Below are 17993 nucleotides of genomic sequence, written 5' to 3' on the forward strand. Positions count from 1 at the left end.
AAGAAGATCCTGTTTTGAAAACCCTTGGAACTTGCTGCCGTCTGTTTTAAGCAGATTTTGAGCCAATATGGTCTTCTTTTTCTGAAGAGTCAGGATTTTTTCTTCTACCGTATTGGAACAGATCATACGGACAGCAATCACATTTTTAGTCTGTCCTATACGATAACTTCTGTCAATAGCCTGGTTTTCGGTAGCAGGATTCCACCATGGATCAATCAGGTAAATATAATCAGCTTGGGTAAGATTAAGCCCAACACCACCGGCTTTTAAACTAATCAAAAATACCCGGATCTCTTCATTTTCCTGGAAATTAGCTACTTTCTTTCCTCTGTCTTTGGTTTGTCCGGTAAGATATTCAAAAGGGATTCCGTGACGTTCCAGTTCGGGTTTCAACAAATCCAGCATTCCTACAAACTGTGAGAATACCAGAATTTTATGGTCTTTTGATTTTCCAAGAATCTGTTCCATCAGAATCTCAATTTTAACTGCATTTTCACCTGAGTATCCTTCTTTAATTAAGACAGGTGAGTTACAGATCTGTCTCAGTCTTGTAAGGCCTGTAAGAACATGCATGCTGTTTTTGTTAAGATCATCGTCATCATTAGCGGCAATAAACTCACGAAGTTCCTTTTCATAAGCATCGTAAATCTTTCGTTGTTCTGTGTTCATTTCACAGTAAATAACAGTTTCTGTTTTCTCCGGAAGTTCTTTGGCTACCTGTTTCTTTGTTCTGCGGAGAATAAACGGCTTTATCTTCTGCTGAAGCTCCATCGCCCGTTTGCTGTATTCAAATTTATCAATGGGAATGGCATAAATATCTTTGAAAGACTGTTTACTTCCTAATAAACCCGGGCACGCAAAAGAAAGCTGGCTGTAAAGATCAAAAGTACTGTTCTCAATAGGGGTTCCCGTTAAAACAATCCTGTTTCTGGCCTGAAGAAGCCTTGCTGCTTTGTATCTTTCTGAATTTGGGTTCTTAATGGTCTGAGACTCATCAAGGAAAATATAATTGAAATTAAATGTCTTTAAAAAACGGATGTCTGAAAGCAGCATTCCATAGCTGGTAAGAACAACTTCATAATCGGAGAAATGGGAGGTTGCTTTTGACCGGTCCGGACCATAATGCACTAAAACCTTTATGGAAGGAGCAAATTTGCTGATCTCTTCCTGCCAGTTGAACAGCAGAGAAGTAGGAACTACTACAAGATTGGTGGTATGTCCTCTTTTTTCCCTTTGAGAAAGGATAAATGCTATGATCTGAAGTGTTTTTCCCAGCCCCATATCATCGGCAAGACATCCTCCGAAGTTGAAGCCGTCAAGAAAATTAAGCCAGTTTAATCCATCATGCTGATAATCTCTTAATTCGGCATTTAATCCATCAGGAATGTTGATCTGAGGAATATTCTTCTCATTTAGGAGTTTCGTGGAATAGGTTGCAATTTCATTCTGAACTTCAGTGCTCAATACTTCCTTTTCAAAAAGAGAAGAGACTTCGGTGAAATTAATTTTCGGAATTTTCAACAACTCTTCATCAATTTCTCCGGCCTGAAAATAGGCTGCCATTTTATCTATCCACTCTTCAGGAAGGATACCAAGGCTGCCATCGTCCAGCTGAACGAATTTGCTTTTATTCCGGATTGCTCTGTGAAGCTGTTTTAAAGCAGCTTCTTTCTGGCCAAAACTTACTTTTAATTTTGCATTAAACCAATCCAGTCCGCTGGTAATCTGAATATTGATCTTCGCACGGTGTGAATTAAGCTTATTGTTTTTCAATTCATTAAAGCCTAAAATGATAATTCCTTCATTCCGCCATGTTTCAAAAGCATTCAAAAACCAGTGGTCATCAAGGAACTTATCTCTGTGCAGGTAGAAATACTGATATCCATCCATCTGTTCTTCAAAATCAGGGTGCATTTGCATCACTAAAGAAGTGAAACGGGCTTCTAAAGCATTATTTCTTTCTATTTTAAAAGGATTTCCATTCTGATCGGTATCAAAAATCTGCTTTCTGGAATATACGGGAACTTCAACCTGACCGTATTTCACGACAGGAGTAATTCCGATATAATTCTCCTGTTGACGAAGATAAATAACTCTTTCTGTCTGAAAATTCTTTTCTTCAAGCTGTACTTTCGTTGCTGTTTGTATATAGCTGTAATTGATGTGGATATGTTCTTCAAGTGTAGACAGGATTTGCTTCATAAAATCCTCATATTTTGAAGAATGAATCAGTAAGATCTCATTATTAGCCTTAAAAAATCTAATGACCCTGAGCATGTCAGGATGGTCTATAAAGCTGAAAATGTTATTGTTATAAACAAAATATTCATTTCTGATAACCACATTTTTAAAAGGAACGGATGAATCGTTAAATAGCAATTCTCCGGTAATTTCATAGAATGGATCTTTCTTAAAGACAGATAGTTGTATATCTGCACTTAAAGTATTAAGTTTAACAGGTGTAAGTGACTTTGCGGAGATGGTTTCTGAAATTTCTCGGTCATGATAGTAAACATCCAGTTCGAGAGGATTCTTTACAATAAGCTTTAAGGCTTCCAGCTCCGAAGTATTATAATCTTCATTATAATTGTTTTGAAAAGAAGAGATCGCCGTATAGAATTTTATATCCAGAGGTTTCTCTGCTTTCCATATCAATTGCATGGCGTCTACAGCAGTAACAGGATTTTTGATCTTCCCGGTTTGGGTGATTTCTGCTTCCATGAGGGAAAATATCAGATGATTGTAGTAACGGTGCTTACCGATGACCAATATCTGTTTTTTATCTGTTTCCAGTGTGGCCAGTGCATCCAATTGAGATGGAAGTTGAGGCAGCAGATCTCTTCGGAATGCTTGTTCATCCATAGGAAGCATTTCCTTGATTTTGGGTAAAATTTCAAGCTTTCCTTCGGCCAGTTCCAACTCAAAATACTGGTCAAGGTCAGGTTCATTTTCCAAACCATATCCTTTGGCTTTGGATACGAATGTTTTCTTACGTAAAATATCATCAAAGAAAATACGGTAATTTTTCTCTTCCAGGATGCAATGAATAATTTCTGCCTGATGGGAGCAAAGTTGAGCCTTAGCGTTGTCACAGGTACAGCTGCAAATCAAGGAATTGCCTATACGGCTTATGGAAACGGCAGGAAAATCCTGCAACGAAGATTTCTTTGTAAATATTCCTGTATTATTTTCAATGGCAATGGGATAGACTTCACGAAAATCAGTGATTCCAATAAATGAACTTTCTGTAGTGTGCTTTAACAGATCATACACGGAAAGTGTACTGATATTGATGTTTTCAAGAATATATTCTGCCATAAAAATAGATCGGAGCAAACTTACAAAAAAAGGATAAAATGAGATGTTTTTAATGTAATAATGTATCGGTTTGCCCATGCAACGATAATTGGTAATTGTTGTAGTTGTATTTACTTATTCATTTGGTGACTTATTGCATGGAGTTGATAGAATAAATAGGGTTTTAGGTAGATGAAAATATATTTCTAAAAATTAAGTGCTTTATATTCATAAAGAAAATAACTTTGTAATTCACATTAAACCAAAATATTATGAAAAAATTAAACCTTATCTTATTCCTTTTTGTGGGAATAATGTGCTATGCTCAGCCATCAATAACAAGAGCTGGTGTTGACCGTGTTAACAGTACGATTAGTCTCAAATCTGAAGATGTAAGCGGTACCTCTATTACAGCCGGAGCTGCCGGAGCTAATATTACCTGGGATTTTTCTGCATATACAGGAACAAATTCTATTGCTTATATAAACAAAGCTTGCCCTGGAGAATCCAATTGCTTCCGGTTTCCCGGAGCTAACAGGATTGCAACAATGACGAGTGCTGATACTCATGATTTTAGTGCTATGACAGATCTTGATGCAACGATACTGGGCTCTTATTCAGGACCTGTGTTGGGAGATGTTACTGTTACTTATGTTAACCCTCTTATTGAGTATAAGTTTCCGATTACTTATCTGCAGCAGTTTGATGATACCTATGAATTCAACAGTGTTTCTGCAGTTATTGGAAATACGAATGAAACAGGACAGGTGAGTGTTACTGTGGATGGTTATGGTACAGTAATTACACCCCGGGGAACTTACCCTAATGTATTGAGAATAAAAAGAATGAGAACTGCAACACAGCTTATTTCCAGTTTACCTACTCCTATTACCGTTACTTACACCAATGAATCTTATCAATGGGTGAGCCAGGCGGATGGGATGGTGTTTAGTTTTGCAATCAATACATCTGTAATTAACGGAAATACGAATATATCAAAATCGGTATCTTATCTTGATAGCGCAGTGCTTTCAACAGTTAATTTGGATAGTAAAAAAGGGGAGATCTCCATTTATCCGAACCCAAGTACAGATTTTATTACAATAGACTCAAAAGAAGGGCTTAAAAAGGTTACGATCAGTTCTCTTGAAGGTAAGATTGTTGTAACTGCCGAAAATTCTGGAAAAATTGATGTTTCAAAGCTTTCAAAAGGAGTTTATATTCTTCAGGGGGAATTGAAAAATGGGGCTGTTATTTCAAAGAAGATAATTAAAAAGTAAATAGTTGCTGATATAGAATCAGACGTAAAACAAATTAGCTTTTACGTCTGGTTTTTATTTTTTCAATTGATCGGTTTCTCAGGTGTATGGATTTCAGCTCTTTACAAAAGCGTCCTTTTCTTTGATTAGTATTTCAATTTTCTGTTTTGCAGTGTTCCATTCATCATCCAAAATACTGTAATCTCTTTCTCTAATAAAAATAGAAAAGGAATGTATTAAAGAAACTGTATTTAATTTTTGAATGAATAAAATAGCTATTTGTCGATATTTTCAATGGAATCAATTAGCCATTGATCTCCATTGTTTTTGACAAGAGTGTATTGATAGCTCATATCACAGTTTTTCAGGTGAAAATCTACATGGGACAACTGAGAATTGACCTTTTTTATAGTAAAATTTAATGCTTCAATTTGATTTAGATCAGATTGATAATCGTCTTGGGTTTTGAAAAAATAATTATAATCAAATCCTTGGGGAGGACCATCATTAATTGGATTCTTTTTGAAATCCTCATCTCCATCCATATAATTCTGCCTGTAAGTGGCCAGAAACTTTTCTGATAAGAGATTGCTGTTTTTCAAAAAAGATATTTCTTTATCAACCTGTTCAAAATCTATAGAATAATTGGCGGGAGGTTCATTTTCAGACTGAGGGCCGCCTTTTATGGTATTGAAACGAGAAAGGTTATTTTCATTGTCTCTATACCAGATTAAGAATGTTTTTACTGTTTCTATTGGTGTATTGTCCTGATTTTTTTCGGTTACAGATCCTATGCTCTTTTGCTTTATAGTATCTTGTACAATAATTGAATTTGGAGTGCTTTCTTTTTTACAATGGATCAATAGCAGACACGCTGCTGATAGTAACAATGGCTTCCCTGGCATAATTCGTTTTCTTTTTGCGGGACCAAAATTACAAAATAATGAGTTGATTTGTTAATTGGAAATAAGATTTTACATATAAGTCAAAGATGGAATGACCAGCACTGCACGGATTTTCATTGAAGCTGCTTTATTTTTTGATCTTATAATTTTCTCTATACGTGTTGGCTGTAATTCCTGTACAACGTCTGAAATACCTGCAAAATAGGGAAGAATCTACAAACTGCAGCTGGTTGCTGATTTCTTTTATGGAGAGTGAGGTTGTCTTGAGGAGTTCTTCAGCCTGTTTAATCACTCTATAGCTTATCCATTGTTTAATAGGTTTCCCGGTTTCTTTTTTGATGAAGCTGCTTAAGTATTGTGGGGAAAGGTGTAACTGATCAGAATAAAACAATACACTTCTTTCCAGATGCCCATGCTTATTCAATAATTCAAAAAAATGATCGATGATATCCTGGCTTCTGGATTGTAAAAGGCTGTTGTTTTTGATAACCGGCAGATAAAGTTTTGAAACCAATTCCAGAAGGGCATAGAGCAGGTATTGCACAGATTCCATGGTGCTTTCTTCCTTTGTTTTGGAATGATAATCCTCAATTAACTTTACAGTAGACCAAATGAGCTTTCTGGCTGTGGATTCAACTTTTATAGCAGGATTGAATTTGATCTCATCACTGGCCAGAAGAACAGTCAGAAAACTATAAGTACTGATGAAATCCAAAGAGATGAATAATACAGATACTTCAAGATCGCGGCTGCCTGAAATAGTTCCAAGATCTGTATCAGGTAAAAGCATAATGGTGGAATTGGACTGGATATGGAAAGGAAGAGCATTGATTTGAAGATCCAGTGTACCATTGGATACAAAACAAAGTAACAGTTTATTCAGTTTTCCTGCTTTTGTATGAAAGTCTGAGAGGCTGTTTATGCTGTATTTTTCAATACGTAATCCTTCAAAGTTGGGTTTGATCTCTATCATTGTACAGTTAGATAACTTCTGGGAATGGTTAATAATTAGGTCACTTGTATTCCAGCGATCAAATGTAAGCAGTTAATTTTTCTTTTTAAAAGCATTGTTTAAAATGGAATATAAAATATCAAAAATGGAATGTATTTTATTGGTTGAGTGTTGCTAACTTCGCAACCGGAAATTTTAATCAAATCCTGTTACAATGCAAGATAGAGAATCATTGAATTCGAGAATGCCTACGGCCTGTTTTTTACTTTTCTTTGCCCACGGGCTTGTTTTTTCGTCATGGGCCAGCCGGATTCCTATTATTAAAGAAGCTCTTTCTATCAATGAGGCACAGCTTGGAACCCTTCTGCTTCTGATGCCGATTGGCCAGCTTTCCACAATGATGTTATCCGGAAAATTAATCAGCAGATATGGAAGCAGCAGGATCATTAAAAGTTGTTTTTTACTATATCCCGGTTTTCTTTTACTGATTGGTCTTTCGCCATCTTACTGGATATTGGCAGCCGTTCTGTTTTTCTTTGGAGTGACGGGAAACCTGTGCAATATTGCAGTGAATACCCAGGCAATTGAGATAGAATCCATCACAAAAAGAACATTATTGTCTTCTTATCATGGTGCCTGGTGTTTTGCAGGACTGATTGGTGCGGTTGTAGGAATGCTTACTATTAATCTTCATGTAGAAACATTTCATCATTTTGTGCTGACATTTATTCTTGTCACGCTTATCTGGACGTACAGCAGGAACCATCTTACCAATATTATTCATAAAACTGAGCCGCAAACTCAGTCTATTTTTAAATCCGTAAATCCTACGTTGGTGGGATTGGGAATCATTGGTTTTTTAAGCATGGCGATTGAAGGAGCGATGTTTGACTGGAGCGGTGTTTACTTTCAAACGATTGTAAAAGCGCCGGAAAACCTTGTTATATTGGGATATACGAGTTTTATCTTAATGATGACTTTAGGACGGTTCGTCGGAAACAGAATTATTGAGAAATTAGGAAAAAGAACCGTGCTTCAATTTTGCGGCATTCTGATGAGCATCGGTCTTTTCCTGAGCATCTTCTTTCCTGAACTATGGATGTGTACCATTGCTTTTATGATTATCGGACTTGGAGCATCCTTAAGTGTGCCATCCGTATACAGTACCATCGGACAGGTGAATACAGTGGCACCAAGTATCGCTTTGTCATTTGTATCCAGCATCTCCTTTTTAGGTTTTCTTATTGGGCCTCCTCTGATTGGATATATTGCAGAAAGTTTTGATCTCAGATATTCTTTTGGTCTTTTTGCCTGCTTTGGAATCCTGTTAAGCATGATGGCCGGCAGGATGAAGGTATTCAGAAATAATAAGTAACTGTTGTAAAGAAATAAAACGGACTGCTAGGGAAAGGCAGTCCGTTTATTTTTATATCCAGTTCTCTACAAGATGGAACCACAATGCTTTTTCTTCATTAAAAAGGAAAATGGCAGACGCTTTTCTTCTGTTTACTATTCCTTCTGTGGTCTGAATTTCTGTATAGGTAGCCAAACCATGATGTTCAGAACAGTGAATTTCTATATTTTCAATCTGTACAGTTCGATCTGTAAACTGTCCAAATACTGTTGGAAGCCATTCTGAAAACATGGATAAGGTGGCGGTATTTTCGTCTCCATTAATCATTTTGAAGTCAGGAGAGAATCCGGAATACAATCATGAAAATACTTCTTCTATTTACCGCAATACTTTTCTCTAATCTTATGATTTCTGCCACTGAAACTCAAGTGATGGTAAGGGCTAAAGCAAAGGATGCTAAATTTATTGGAAGCTCACTGGGCGGTGCTCATATCATTGTCAGAAATAAGCTGAACCAACAAATTTTAGCAGAAGGAAATACAACCGGAAGTACGGGGAACACTGATCTGATTATGAAAACGGCTAAAGTGAGAGGAAATTCCATTACTGACGCGCAGACAGGTGGATTTGTAGCAACAGTTGATATTGATGAACCTACATTTGTTACAATAGAGGTTATTTCTCCTTTGAACAGCAGACAGGCACAGGCTGTTGTAAGTACTGAACTGTGGCTGATTCCTGGAAAAAATATTTTAGGAGAGGGCATCATTCTTGAAATTCCCGGATATATTATTGATATCCTGAAACCAAGAACCCATCAGTATATTGCATTAAACACCATTAAGGATAAACCTTTCCTGTTCCAGGCCAATATTGTGATGATGTGCGGATGTGTGATTGAAAAAGGCGGTGTCTGGAATTCTGATGAGATTGAAGTGAAAGGAATCCTTAAGAAAGATGGAAAATTCGTTAAAAATATTGATATGTCATGGGTTTCCACCAATTTATTTGAAGGAAATCATATCATTAATACTCCAGGAAATTACGAGCTTACGTTATATGCTTACCATGAGAAAACAGGAAATACCGGAGTAGACAAAGTAAACTATGTAGTGTTTGAATAAACATTGCATTAAAATCAGAGTTATTGAGCGTTTTTCAGGAGTTTGATTCCCCAGAAAAAATTATCAGGAGGAATAGAATCCCAATGATTATAGGCATGTCCGGAATCTGATTTATAATGAAGAGTATATTTTCCCTCCGGTAGAATGATCTCCTGATACACCTTCTGATTTTTCACAGCTCCACCTGCATGAGAAGATGGGTGATTCTGCATTTGCCATACCATTTTCCCCGAAGAATCCTCAATCCATCCGTAATCACACCATGAACTGCCGTTTCCTGAACAGTTTTCACCCACACCCAATATTTTTACTGGAGTAGAATAAGAAAGACTGAAAGTACGGGTAAGATTTTTATCAATCCCAACATTTTGAATCTCTGCAATAACTTTTCTCAATGGAGCCGGCATTGCATTAAACTTATTCCTTTTCTTATATTCCTCATATAGCTTTTGGGCTTTTAGAGTATCATTATTTAAAATCGCTATGGAAGCTTTACTTATTAATTCTTTATTTTCCAGCTGGTGATCAGGATGTTTGTTTCCTCAATAAAAAATGATAAAAAAGGGTTCCGACGGGTGACATCATCAGATCTCCGTCACCAAGTGGAAATGGCTGACTAAGCTTATCGGTGTTACACAGTACAGCCAAAGTAAGTTTCAATGAAGGTACTTTTATAAAGAGCGCCGACTCTCCATTAGTTTGCCCATAATGCCAATAATAATCCTTTCCTTTGTAAGATTCCACAAACCAACCCAGTCCATAGGGTGTGATAAAGCCAGTATCAGTTCTGTTAGGAGTAAAAACAAGTTTTTGTCCTGCTTTTGAAATAAACTGATGACGATCAATAGCATCTGAATATTTCAACAAGTCAGCAACACTTGTTGCCAGTCCGCCAAATGCACCAAACTCATTAAGGTATTCAATCCGTTTAATCTCACCTGAAGAAGTCAGTTCATAAGGTTTTGCGAGTAGATTGAAAGTAGTAGTGAAAAAAGGAAGAACGGAAGGGTTTGCAGAACTATATTCACACACTTGTTCAGGGGTAATGGACGGAGCAGAAGATGTCATTTTCAGAGGAATCAGTATATTTTCTGACAATAACCGATAAAAAGGAAGCCCGGATACTTTTTCCAGAATGGGGCCCAGCAATCCATATCCATTATACTGAAAATGAGATCCCGGAATTTCCTCAGAAGTATGGGTAAGCAGATGTTTTATTGTGATGTTGGGATTATTCAGATTGACCCCGTATTTCTGTACAGGATCGTCCAATTTTAGTTTCCCTTGTTCCACAAGCTGCATCAACAGGGTAGAGGTAAAAGTTTTTGTTACGGATGCCACCCTAAAGGTTGTTTGAGCGGTGGCCGGAATATGTTTTTCCAGATCTGTAAATCCATAACCTTTTTGAAGCAAAACAATATTTCCCTGTTTTATAGCAACGGCCATTCCTGGTATTTTTAATTGGATACGAACAGAATCCAATGCAGTACTGAATTGCTCTACCTTTGTTTGTTGAGCATTAGTAAGGCCAGAGGTAACAATGAAAAATAAAAAAGTCAGTTTTTTCATAGATTGAAACTGGATAGATTGAATAAGATTTCATTTCTCCAAATAAAACTAAACAGATTTTTCTGATTTTGCAAATGTAACAGGTTGTTTTTCAGTGAATAAAAAAGAGATCCTTAATAGATCTCCATTATATAGTAGCAAAAGAAATATTTTTTATTGCCAGGTAAATGTATAAGTATATTTTACCCCGTTGGAAAATGAATACTTGGCCGTGAGAGGATAATTACTGCTGTCATAAGTATATTCTATATTATATCCTGTTGTAGTACCATCTATAAGATTATTGTCTGTTACAGATGTTGTATTATGCTCATGCTGGTAAGTAAACGGGTCCAATACTTTATCCCACGCTATTGCATTATCTCTCATCCATAGAGTACTATTTGTTTTTTTTCCTGCTGCGTTATAAACAAAAGTAGAGCTACTTCCGTTACTGTCTATATAGGTAATATCACTTTTTGCAACTAAAGCTCCGGAGCCGTCATAATATTGTACCCCTGTTAAATTGTGATCCGATTTACTGGGATCATTGGTATAATAGGTTCTCTGAACCAAGAGCTCCTTTCCTGTTGATGGTTCCCTGGAATAAATGGCCCGTTCGGAAATATGCTTTCCTGTATAAATATAGGTATGGTAGTTATAAAGTTGATTTTGCAGGTTATATGTACTTCTTCTTGTTTCAAAACCGTTGGTGTATTCCACTTTAGTAGTACTGAAAAGGCTACCTGTATTAGAATAGTTGCCTATTTCAGAAATTTTACCATCACTGTTGTAAGTAAACGTATAAACCAGTTTATTATCTTGTTTGACCTCAATAATTTTCTTCGATTTTACAGGTACTTCTGGTTTTGGGGATTCCGGCTTGGAAGTTACCTCATCCGAACTGGAACTACAGGAAGAAAGCAGGCTGAAAGATATTGCCAGAAATATTATTTTTTTCATGTTTATAATTTTTTGCAAATAAATGATTTTTTATTGAATTTGCCTCTTGAAATAGGGATATATCTGTAAAAAAAAATTATGTTATTTTTATCATATCAGAAATTGATTACTTCTGATATGAAAAATTGAACTAACTACCATGAAAATCTCATGGAAAAATTATACATGAGATCTGAAAATTATGAAAAAATATTTTTTATTAGGTTTGATCTTGTCTTTGTCGGCTCATGCTGAGAAAGCAACTAAACCTGTTATGCTCTCTCTCAATCCTTCTGCAACGATTCAGGATTTAAAAGGTATAGAAACTGAACCTCGTTATGGTGCTTATATTTCCAGCAATAACTGTTCTTTTGAAGTCTTGATTAATGATATTCCGGTTATAAAATATAATGATGACTCCGGAAAAGGTCTTGAAGGTTCTTATTTTCCGTTGAATGAATGGATTACTAAAAAAGGAAATCAGAAAGTTACCATTAAAATGACTCCAGGATTTAATCAGGATACGAATGCTTTAAACCCTGAGCTTTCTCCTAACTCAGAAATGCAGATTAAAATAGTAAAGTCATTGAAAAACCAGACAGGAAACCTTGAAGAAAATGAAGAGAGGAAATATTCAACTTCTAAAAAAAGGCGTGGAAACAGTAATATATTTGAAGACACGTTCTCCTTCTTCGCTGAAGTTCCTTATGAGATCAAAACCCTTGAAAATGCTGAAGTTTTACTCACTGATGATAAAGAGAAACTAGCAGTTATTGAACAGGAAGTACTGGCTAAATATGATAAGGTGAGGAATATTTATATGAAGGGTTCATGGAGTGCATTGGCTGCTATTTATTATAACAGAGAGAAAAGAGTAGCACAGCAACTGTATTTACTGCCTGAAGAAATAAAATCCAGATGGAATAATAATTATGTATTCAGAACCAATACTGATATTACATTTTTTGATTTAAAACCTATTGAGGATTATAAAATGACTTTTTATGCAAATGGTAAAATTGTATGCCTGCAGAATATCGTTAACGAAAAACCAACTCTTTGGGGCAGCTTTAAAAGAAAAGGGAAAGATATAACTACAACTTACATTACCCTTTATCTCTATCGTCCTAAAGGGACTAAAGACCTTGAAGTGTATTAAATTTTAGGAAAAATTGACGATGACCAGCTGTAAAACCTGATTAACCAAGTTTCAGTAATAAAAAAAAAAAAAATGAAAAGCTGATAACTCCAGTTTTGCTGATGAAAAGGATATCTACAAATTTAAATGATATAAAGATAAAAACTAAAAACTTACCAATGATTAGGGGCCGTTTTAAGCTAGAGCGCATTGAATACTTCCATAATGGCTTCAATAAGCCCTTTATCTACTTTAGACTCTGATGAGATATCCTGTACAAGCGCCCGCATATTGCCTGAATCATCCCGTTCAAAAACAACTTCGTGTCCATGTACATCTACATAGAATTTATAGCCATGGGTAAACGTTGCCAGTTTTACATTAAAAAGTTCATCTTTACCTTTATAGGTTACGGGGAGTTCAAATTCTTCCATTATTATTGAATTGATGCAAAGTTCGGAAATCTTAACGTAAGTTGATCATATTGATGAACAATTTCTGGGTTTATTTTGAGAGCTATTTCTGATTACTTTTTTTATTTTCAGTCCTACTTTTATCTTTTTTGTAAACATTCCCAAAAAAATGTATATTTGCCCAGCAAAAAAAAGAAAATGATATTATCTAACTTAAAAAAGGGAAAGAAACAGTACTTACGTCCAATGTCGTGAGTCATTTCCTAGTGGTTAGAAATCAAATACATCAGGAGCTTGTCATCACGACAAGCTCTTTTTTTTTGAAAAAAAATTAACAATTTAATATATTATGAAAGTATTGAAATTTGGCGGGACTTCGGTGGGAAGCCCGGAACGGATTGAACAGTTATTACCCATTATCAGATCTCAGGCCTCAGACAAGCACCTGGTTGTTTTATCAGCTGTTTCTGGTACCACAAATGATCTTGTAAAATTATCTGAGTTGTATGAAAGTAAGGATATTGAAGGAGCTTATAAGCATATTGATTTACTGCACCAGAAATATAAAAAATTCGTAAATGAACTATTTAAAACAGAAAAAGGAATTCTGGAGGCTTCGGCTTTTATTGATAAAATTTTTGACCTGTTTTACCAGTTCAAACATAAAAATTTCACTTCCAGTGCTGAACGTATTATACTTGCGCAGGGGGAAATTATCTCAACAACCCTTTTTCATTTATACCTAAAGGAAAAAGAAGTGTCTTCTGTACTGTTATCGGCATTAGATTTTATGCTGATTGATGAGGATAAAGAACCTAATATTGATGAAATCAGAAAGAATGCATCCCTTGAAATTGCAAAACACAACGAAGAAACTTTATTTATTACCCAAGGCTATATATGCAGAAATGCTCAGGGTGAAATTGATAATCTGCAAAGGGGAGGTTCCGATTACACCGCTTCTTTGCTGGGAGCAGCATTACAGGTAGAAGAAATTCAGATCTGGACAGATATTGATGGATTCCACAATAATGATCCGAGATATGTCCAGAACACAAAATCTATTGCCAGACTAAGTTTCGATGAAGCGGCAGAATTATCATATTTTGGGGCGAAAATCCTTCATCCACAAAGTGTTTTCCCTGCAAGAAAGTATAATGTTCCTGTAAGATTATTAGACACCATGAATCCTTCTGCTGTAGGAACCTTAATTTCCGGAGAAGCTACTAATCAGAATCAGATTGTGGCAATTGCAGCTAAAGACGGCATCACCGCGATCCGTATCCAGTCTTCCCGTATGCTGATGGCGTATGGCTTTTTGAGAAAGGTTTTTGAAGTTTTTGAACGCTACAAAACACCTATAGATATGATTACGACTTCCGAAGTGGCTGTTTCCCTTACGATTGACCAAACGGATAATCTTTCTGAAATTGTAAGAGAACTGAACTCTTTCTCAGCTGTTGAAATTGACAGTGAGCAGTCAATTATATGTATTGTGGGAGATTTTAGAAAAAATAATCACGGATATGCAACCATTGTCTCTGAAGCGGTAAAACATATTCCAATACGAATGATTTCCTATGGCGGAAGTGAAAATAATATTTCATTATTAGTTCCATCTGTTTTCAAGCTGGAAGCCTTGAGATCATTGCATAACAGATTGTTTTAGTCATGAATATTTAAGATAGAATTATAGAGAAAACCGCCTGCAAAGGCGGTTTTTGTTTTGTTCCGGGGTTTTTCTGTAAAAGATACAATATCATGTAAACAATGCTGTGAATAGGTCTTTTAACAGAAAACCTCCCGAATATCGGGAGGGAAAAAATGTAAATTTCATAACAAATAAATTTTAAAAAATTATTCCTAAGAAATTTCACTAATTCTAGATAGATTGATATGAACAGTTTCTTTAATATTTTGCCCTATCTTCTGGGCTGTAAACTGTCAGATACTGCTGCATTGATATTCCCTTTACTTTTAGTTTGATTAGTGTTTTTGATGTTTTGACCAATCAAATCTAGCAGTTTAATCTGATGGGTAATATGACCAGACTCATAATAGGTTGAATGATAAAATAATTAAATATTTTTTTATTCTGATTAACAGTTCTAGAGATAGCCAGCCTATATGATTATGGTCATAGTATGGGTAAGTACAGCTCTCTTAATTTTGAATATCAGTTATATAAAAAAATCAATTATCAGTGCTCAAGGCAATTTAATATCCGTATTGATAATGATTTGAATTTTCACCGATCAATTCTTATTCTATGAACACCAGACAAAATTTAAACCTTACATTAAAGGTGTGGCGACAAAAAAACAGGAAAACAAAAGGACGGTTTGAAATGTATTCAGTCACTGGGATTTCTACAGATCTTTCATTTCTCGAAATGTTGGATATTCTTAATGAACAACTCATTAGGGATGATAAAGAACCTGTTGCATTCGATCATGACTGTAGAGAGGGAATCTGTGGAATGTGTTCTTTGTATATCAATGGACGGGCCCATGGACCCGATACAGGAATAACTACCTGCCAGCTGCATATGCGAATGTTTAAGGACGGAGATACGATAACTGTTGAACCCTGGCGCAGTGTTGCATTTCCTGTTATCAAAGATCTGATTACGGACCGGAGTGCCTTTGATAGAATTATGGCAGCAGGTGGCTTTATTTCTGTAAATACATCAGGAAATACATTGGATGCCAACGCGGTCTCTATTCCTAAAGAAGATGCTGAAAATGCAATGGATGCAGCTGCCTGTATTAGTTGTGGTGCATGTGTGGCCTGCTGCCCTAATGGAGCTGCAATGCTTTTTGTAGGAGCAAAAGTTTCTCATTTTGCCTTACTTCCCCAAGGAAGGGTAGAGGCTAAAAGAAGGGTTTTAAATATGGTTAAAGCGATGGATGACGAAGGTTTTGGCAACTGCTCCGTTATAGGTGCCTGTGAAATAGAATGTCCGAAACATATAACTCTGGATACCATAGCAAGGATGAACAGAGAATATATTTCAGCCTGGATTAGTAAAGAAAATAGCTGACAATTCATGATAGGTATGGAGAATATTGTTTTTGTAACCGGTGCCACAGGACTTCTAGGAAGGGTAATTGTTCTTGAATTAGTGAAGCAGGGTAAAACTGTACGGGCCTCAAAGAGAGAGCAAAGTAACCTCAATGAAGTGAAGGAATCACTAAGATACTATAGCTCAGATCATGAATTTTTTTTCAATAAAATTGAATGGGTTAATGTGAACCTTGGTTGTAAAGAAAGTATTATTAAGGCATTAGTTGGAGTGGAAGAAGTGTACCACTGCGCAGCAAAAGTAAGCTATGATCCTTTAGAAAAAGAAGAAATATTCTATTTAAATATAAATATTACAGCAAATATTCTAAAAGCGAGCCAATCTTGTAAGATTAAAAAGTTTCTGTATGTAAGTTCATCCGTAATTTTTCAAGATGTGGAAAATAATAGATTTATAACAGAAGATTCAAAACTGATCAGTGACGTTGATAATACTATATATGCAATATCAAAACTTAAAGCAGATAGAACGGTATATAATGCAATGAAAAGTGCTCACAATATAATCATTATACATCCGGGGATGATTATCGGAAGCGGAAACCGGAATACTGGCAGCTTACAATTTTTAAAATTGCTTACCACCGGTTACTTTACCTTTTCCGGGGGAACAGCATGTGTGGATGTAAGGGATGTGGCAAAAATTGCCATTTTACTGATGGAAAATAACAGATTCGGAGAAAGGTTTTTAATAGCTTCTGATAATAAAACATATAAAGACATATCGACAATGCTAGGTAGAGGGCCCGGGAAGAATATTCCTATACTTTTAAACCGTTCAATTTTAACAATCGCTAGAATACCAGCTCTATTTTTAAGATATTTTTTTCCCCGGCTCCGGCTTCTTACAAAAGAAAATATAAGATTCCTGACTTCTTTTCCCAAGATCTCAAACAGAAAAATTGTAAATGAACTTAATTATCACTTCATACCTATTGAAGAAAGTCTGATTTTTCATACCAATCATTTGTTTTGATGATTGACAAGCAGTTCATCTCTTTCATTATAATAGCCTTATGATCTGCCTCATAAAGGAGGTTATAGATATTTATTAAGTTTGATAAATCTTGGTATTTCATTTCTTTTAATAATAGCTGGTTGAGTTACCGCTTCCGTATAAAAGCATTATTATTTACTTCCGATAATATATAACATAAATACAATGACTATGGTTCCAAAGGGAAAAGTAATTATTGCTAATCTTTGCAATAGTGATAACAGGTCCGATTTTTCGGCTGTCTTATCCAACAATAAACAAGCTAGGATTGAGGTGATAACCACAATATTAAAAACCGAAGTGAAAATAAAAGAGCTGTATTGTTCCACCTTTAAGAAGTTGGGATATGAGAATATAGGATTTATGCATATACCCGACAATGAATTTCTTGAGGGGGATTTTAATAATCGGTTATCACATACAGATATTGTCTGTTTTATGGACGATCATTTTGACATTGTTCATATTCTGAAGCATACATTACTTTGGGAACCTTTACAGAAGAAATATTTCCTGGATGAAAACTTTCTGGTTATCGGGTTGAATAATGGTGCTTCTTCTCTTGCTGAAATGTTTGTGAAAAGAAAGGGTATTGGTTGCGGTTTGGGGTTTATTCAGAATTGTATAATGGATTTAGAGAAGGATAATAGCAATAGTTTAAAAAAACTTATATACCACACTATTATCAATAATAAATACCTGGGTATAAAAATACCAGCGGGAACTTTTTTGATCGTTGATAAAGGGTGTTATGTCTACTGTCGTGGAGAAAAGCCTCTTTTAATTTTTAACGCAAGGTCAATAGAAAAAAGCAGCATTGAAAAAGTAAAAAGGGGTAAGTCTATTTATGCTAAAAATTTAAAAGGGCAAATATTAAGTCAGGGCATTTTCAATATGCATTCAGGTGAATATCAAAGAATTTCATAAGTATAGTCATCAAATCTATGATTAACAGTATTAAATAAATTATAACCCTAAAA

At 35.5% G+C, this 17993-nt stretch carries 16 protein-coding genes; 8 read left to right on the forward strand and 8 right to left on the reverse strand.

Going from position 1 to position 17993, the window contains the following annotated elements; genetic code table 11:
* Positions 1-3318: DEAD/DEAH box helicase (locus BBH99_RS10270; protein WP_066695227.1), on the reverse strand; the 3318-nt coding region annotated here is incomplete at its 3' end.
* 251 nt (positions 3319-3569) lie between these two features.
* Here BBH99_RS10270 and BBH99_RS10275 point away from each other — a divergent pair.
* A complete protein-coding gene (locus tag BBH99_RS10275) occupies positions 3570-4577 on the forward strand; it encodes a T9SS type A sorting domain-containing protein (RefSeq protein WP_066695231.1) in 1008 nt (335 codons plus the stop codon).
* Positions 4578-4831: 254 nt separating this feature from the next.
* Here BBH99_RS10275 and BBH99_RS10280 read toward each other — a convergent pair whose 3' ends face one another.
* Together BBH99_RS10280 and BBH99_RS10285 are read right to left on the reverse strand one after the other, a co-directional pair.
* The gene (locus BBH99_RS10280; RefSeq protein WP_066695233.1) at positions 4832-5461 is read right to left on the reverse strand and encodes a hypothetical protein; all 630 of its coding nucleotides are present in this window, start codon (positions 5459-5461) and stop codon (positions 4832-4834) included.
* A gap of 127 nt (positions 5462-5588) precedes the next feature.
* Positions 5589-6434: a helix-turn-helix domain-containing protein gene (locus BBH99_RS10285; RefSeq protein ID WP_228390786.1), complete on the reverse strand. Its 846-nt coding sequence runs from the start codon at positions 6432-6434 to the stop codon at positions 5589-5591.
* Positions 6435-6627: 193 nt separating this feature from the next.
* Here BBH99_RS10285 and BBH99_RS10290 point away from each other — a divergent pair, with 193 nt between their 5' ends.
* Positions 6628-7788 carry an MFS transporter gene (locus BBH99_RS10290; RefSeq protein ID WP_066695235.1) on the forward strand — a complete coding sequence of 387 codons (1161 nt, stop codon included), beginning with the start codon at positions 6628-6630 and terminating at the stop codon, positions 7786-7788.
* A gap of 51 nt (positions 7789-7839) precedes the next feature.
* On the opposite strand, the gene BBH99_RS10295 is transcribed toward BBH99_RS10290, so the two are convergent.
* Positions 7840-8094 (reverse strand): hypothetical protein, encoded by a 255-nt coding sequence (locus BBH99_RS10295; RefSeq protein WP_123873120.1) that lies wholly within the window; start codon positions 8092-8094, stop codon positions 7840-7842.
* A 32-nt stretch (positions 8095-8126) separates the two neighbouring features.
* Here BBH99_RS10295 and BBH99_RS10300 point away from each other — a divergent pair, with 32 nt between their 5' ends.
* Positions 8127-8891, forward strand: a complete 765-nt coding sequence (locus tag BBH99_RS10300) for a hypothetical protein (protein ID WP_066695240.1) — start codon at positions 8127-8129, stop codon at positions 8889-8891.
* Positions 8892-8911: 20 nt separating this feature from the next.
* Here BBH99_RS10300 and BBH99_RS10305 read toward each other — a convergent pair whose 3' ends face one another.
* From BBH99_RS10305 to BBH99_RS10315, 3 genes are all read right to left on the reverse strand, one after another.
* Positions 8912-9298, reverse strand: coding sequence for a hypothetical protein (locus tag BBH99_RS10305; protein WP_066695243.1), 387 nt, complete (start codon positions 9296-9298; stop codon positions 8912-8914).
* A gap of 118 nt (positions 9299-9416) precedes the next feature.
* Complete coding sequence (locus BBH99_RS10310) at positions 9417-10460, reverse strand: serine hydrolase domain-containing protein (RefSeq protein ID WP_066695245.1); 1044 nt, start codon at positions 10458-10460, stop codon at positions 9417-9419.
* Positions 10461-10613: 153 nt separating this feature from the next.
* Positions 10614-11402: a hypothetical protein gene (locus BBH99_RS10315; protein WP_066695248.1), complete on the reverse strand. Its 789-nt coding sequence runs from the start codon at positions 11400-11402 to the stop codon at positions 10614-10616.
* A 181-nt stretch (positions 11403-11583) separates the two neighbouring features.
* Here BBH99_RS10315 and BBH99_RS10320 point away from each other — a divergent pair, with 181 nt between their 5' ends.
* Positions 11584-12540: a hypothetical protein gene (locus BBH99_RS10320; protein ID WP_066695249.1), complete on the forward strand. Its 957-nt coding sequence runs from the start codon at positions 11584-11586 to the stop codon at positions 12538-12540.
* A 179-nt stretch (positions 12541-12719) separates the two neighbouring features.
* On the opposite strand, the gene BBH99_RS10325 is transcribed toward BBH99_RS10320, so the two are convergent.
* The gene (locus BBH99_RS10325) at positions 12720-12953 is read right to left on the reverse strand and encodes a hypothetical protein (RefSeq protein WP_066695250.1); all 234 of its coding nucleotides are present in this window, start codon (positions 12951-12953) and stop codon (positions 12720-12722) included.
* 328 nt (positions 12954-13281) lie between these two features.
* Here BBH99_RS10325 and BBH99_RS10330 point away from each other — a divergent pair, with 328 nt between their 5' ends.
* The 4 genes from BBH99_RS10330 (at position 13282) to BBH99_RS10345 (ending at position 17940) form a co-directional block, all read left to right on the forward strand.
* The gene (locus BBH99_RS10330) at positions 13282-14601 is read left to right on the forward strand and encodes an aspartate kinase (RefSeq protein ID WP_066695251.1); all 1320 of its coding nucleotides are present in this window, start codon (positions 13282-13284) and stop codon (positions 14599-14601) included.
* A 600-nt stretch (positions 14602-15201) separates the two neighbouring features.
* Positions 15202-15975 (forward strand): succinate dehydrogenase/fumarate reductase iron-sulfur subunit, encoded by a 774-nt coding sequence (locus tag BBH99_RS10335; RefSeq protein ID WP_066695255.1) that lies wholly within the window; start codon positions 15202-15204, stop codon positions 15973-15975.
* A gap of 15 nt (positions 15976-15990) precedes the next feature.
* Complete coding sequence (locus BBH99_RS10340; protein ID WP_165601911.1) at positions 15991-16992, forward strand: NAD-dependent epimerase/dehydratase family protein; 1002 nt, start codon at positions 15991-15993, stop codon at positions 16990-16992.
* Positions 16993-17184: 192 nt separating this feature from the next.
* On the forward strand, positions 17185-17940 hold the full coding sequence (locus tag BBH99_RS10345; protein ID WP_123873122.1) for a type 1 glutamine amidotransferase family protein: 756 nt from the start codon (positions 17185-17187) through the stop codon (positions 17938-17940).
* The last annotated feature ends 53 nt before the right edge of the window (positions 17941-17993 follow it).

Source organism: Chryseobacterium contaminans (assembly GCF_001684955.1).
Classification (GTDB): Bacteria; Bacteroidota; Bacteroidia; order Flavobacteriales; family Weeksellaceae; genus Chryseobacterium; species Chryseobacterium contaminans.

Coding starts and splice junctions, on each gene's coding strand:
- BBH99_RS10335 (WP_066695255.1), top strand. CDS start 15,202: ATGAACACCAGACAAAATTTAAACCTTACATTAAAGGTGTGGCGACAA.
- BBH99_RS10345 (WP_123873122.1), top strand. CDS start 17,185: ATGGTTCCAAAGGGAAAAGTAATTATTGCTAATCTTTGCAATAGTGAT.
- BBH99_RS10280 (WP_066695233.1), bottom strand. CDS start 5,461: ATGCCAGGGAAGCCATTGTTACTATCAGCAGCGTGTCTGCTATTGATC.
- BBH99_RS10300 (WP_066695240.1), top strand. CDS start 8,127: ATGAAAATACTTCTTCTATTTACCGCAATACTTTTCTCTAATCTTATG.
- BBH99_RS10290 (WP_066695235.1), top strand. CDS start 6,628: ATGCAAGATAGAGAATCATTGAATTCGAGAATGCCTACGGCCTGTTTT.
- BBH99_RS10325 (WP_066695250.1), bottom strand. CDS start 12,953: ATGGAAGAATTTGAACTCCCCGTAACCTATAAAGGTAAAGATGAACTT.
- BBH99_RS10340 (WP_165601911.1), top strand. CDS start 15,991: ATGGAGAATATTGTTTTTGTAACCGGTGCCACAGGACTTCTAGGAAGG.
- BBH99_RS10305 (WP_066695243.1), bottom strand. CDS start 9,298: ATGCCGGCTCCATTGAGAAAAGTTATTGCAGAGATTCAAAATGTTGGG.
- BBH99_RS10330 (WP_066695251.1), top strand. CDS start 13,282: ATGAAAGTATTGAAATTTGGCGGGACTTCGGTGGGAAGCCCGGAACGG.
- BBH99_RS10295 (WP_123873120.1), bottom strand. CDS start 8,094: ATGATTAATGGAGACGAAAATACCGCCACCTTATCCATGTTTTCAGAA.
- BBH99_RS10275 (WP_066695231.1), top strand. CDS start 3,570: ATGAAAAAATTAAACCTTATCTTATTCCTTTTTGTGGGAATAATGTGC.
- BBH99_RS10310 (WP_066695245.1), bottom strand. CDS start 10,460: ATGAAAAAACTGACTTTTTTATTTTTCATTGTTACCTCTGGCCTTACT.
- BBH99_RS10320 (WP_066695249.1), top strand. CDS start 11,584: ATGAAAAAATATTTTTTATTAGGTTTGATCTTGTCTTTGTCGGCTCAT.
- BBH99_RS10315 (WP_066695248.1), bottom strand. CDS start 11,402: ATGAAAAAAATAATATTTCTGGCAATATCTTTCAGCCTGCTTTCTTCC.
- BBH99_RS10285 (WP_228390786.1), bottom strand. CDS start 6,434: ATGATAGAGATCAAACCCAACTTTGAAGGATTACGTATTGAAAAATAC.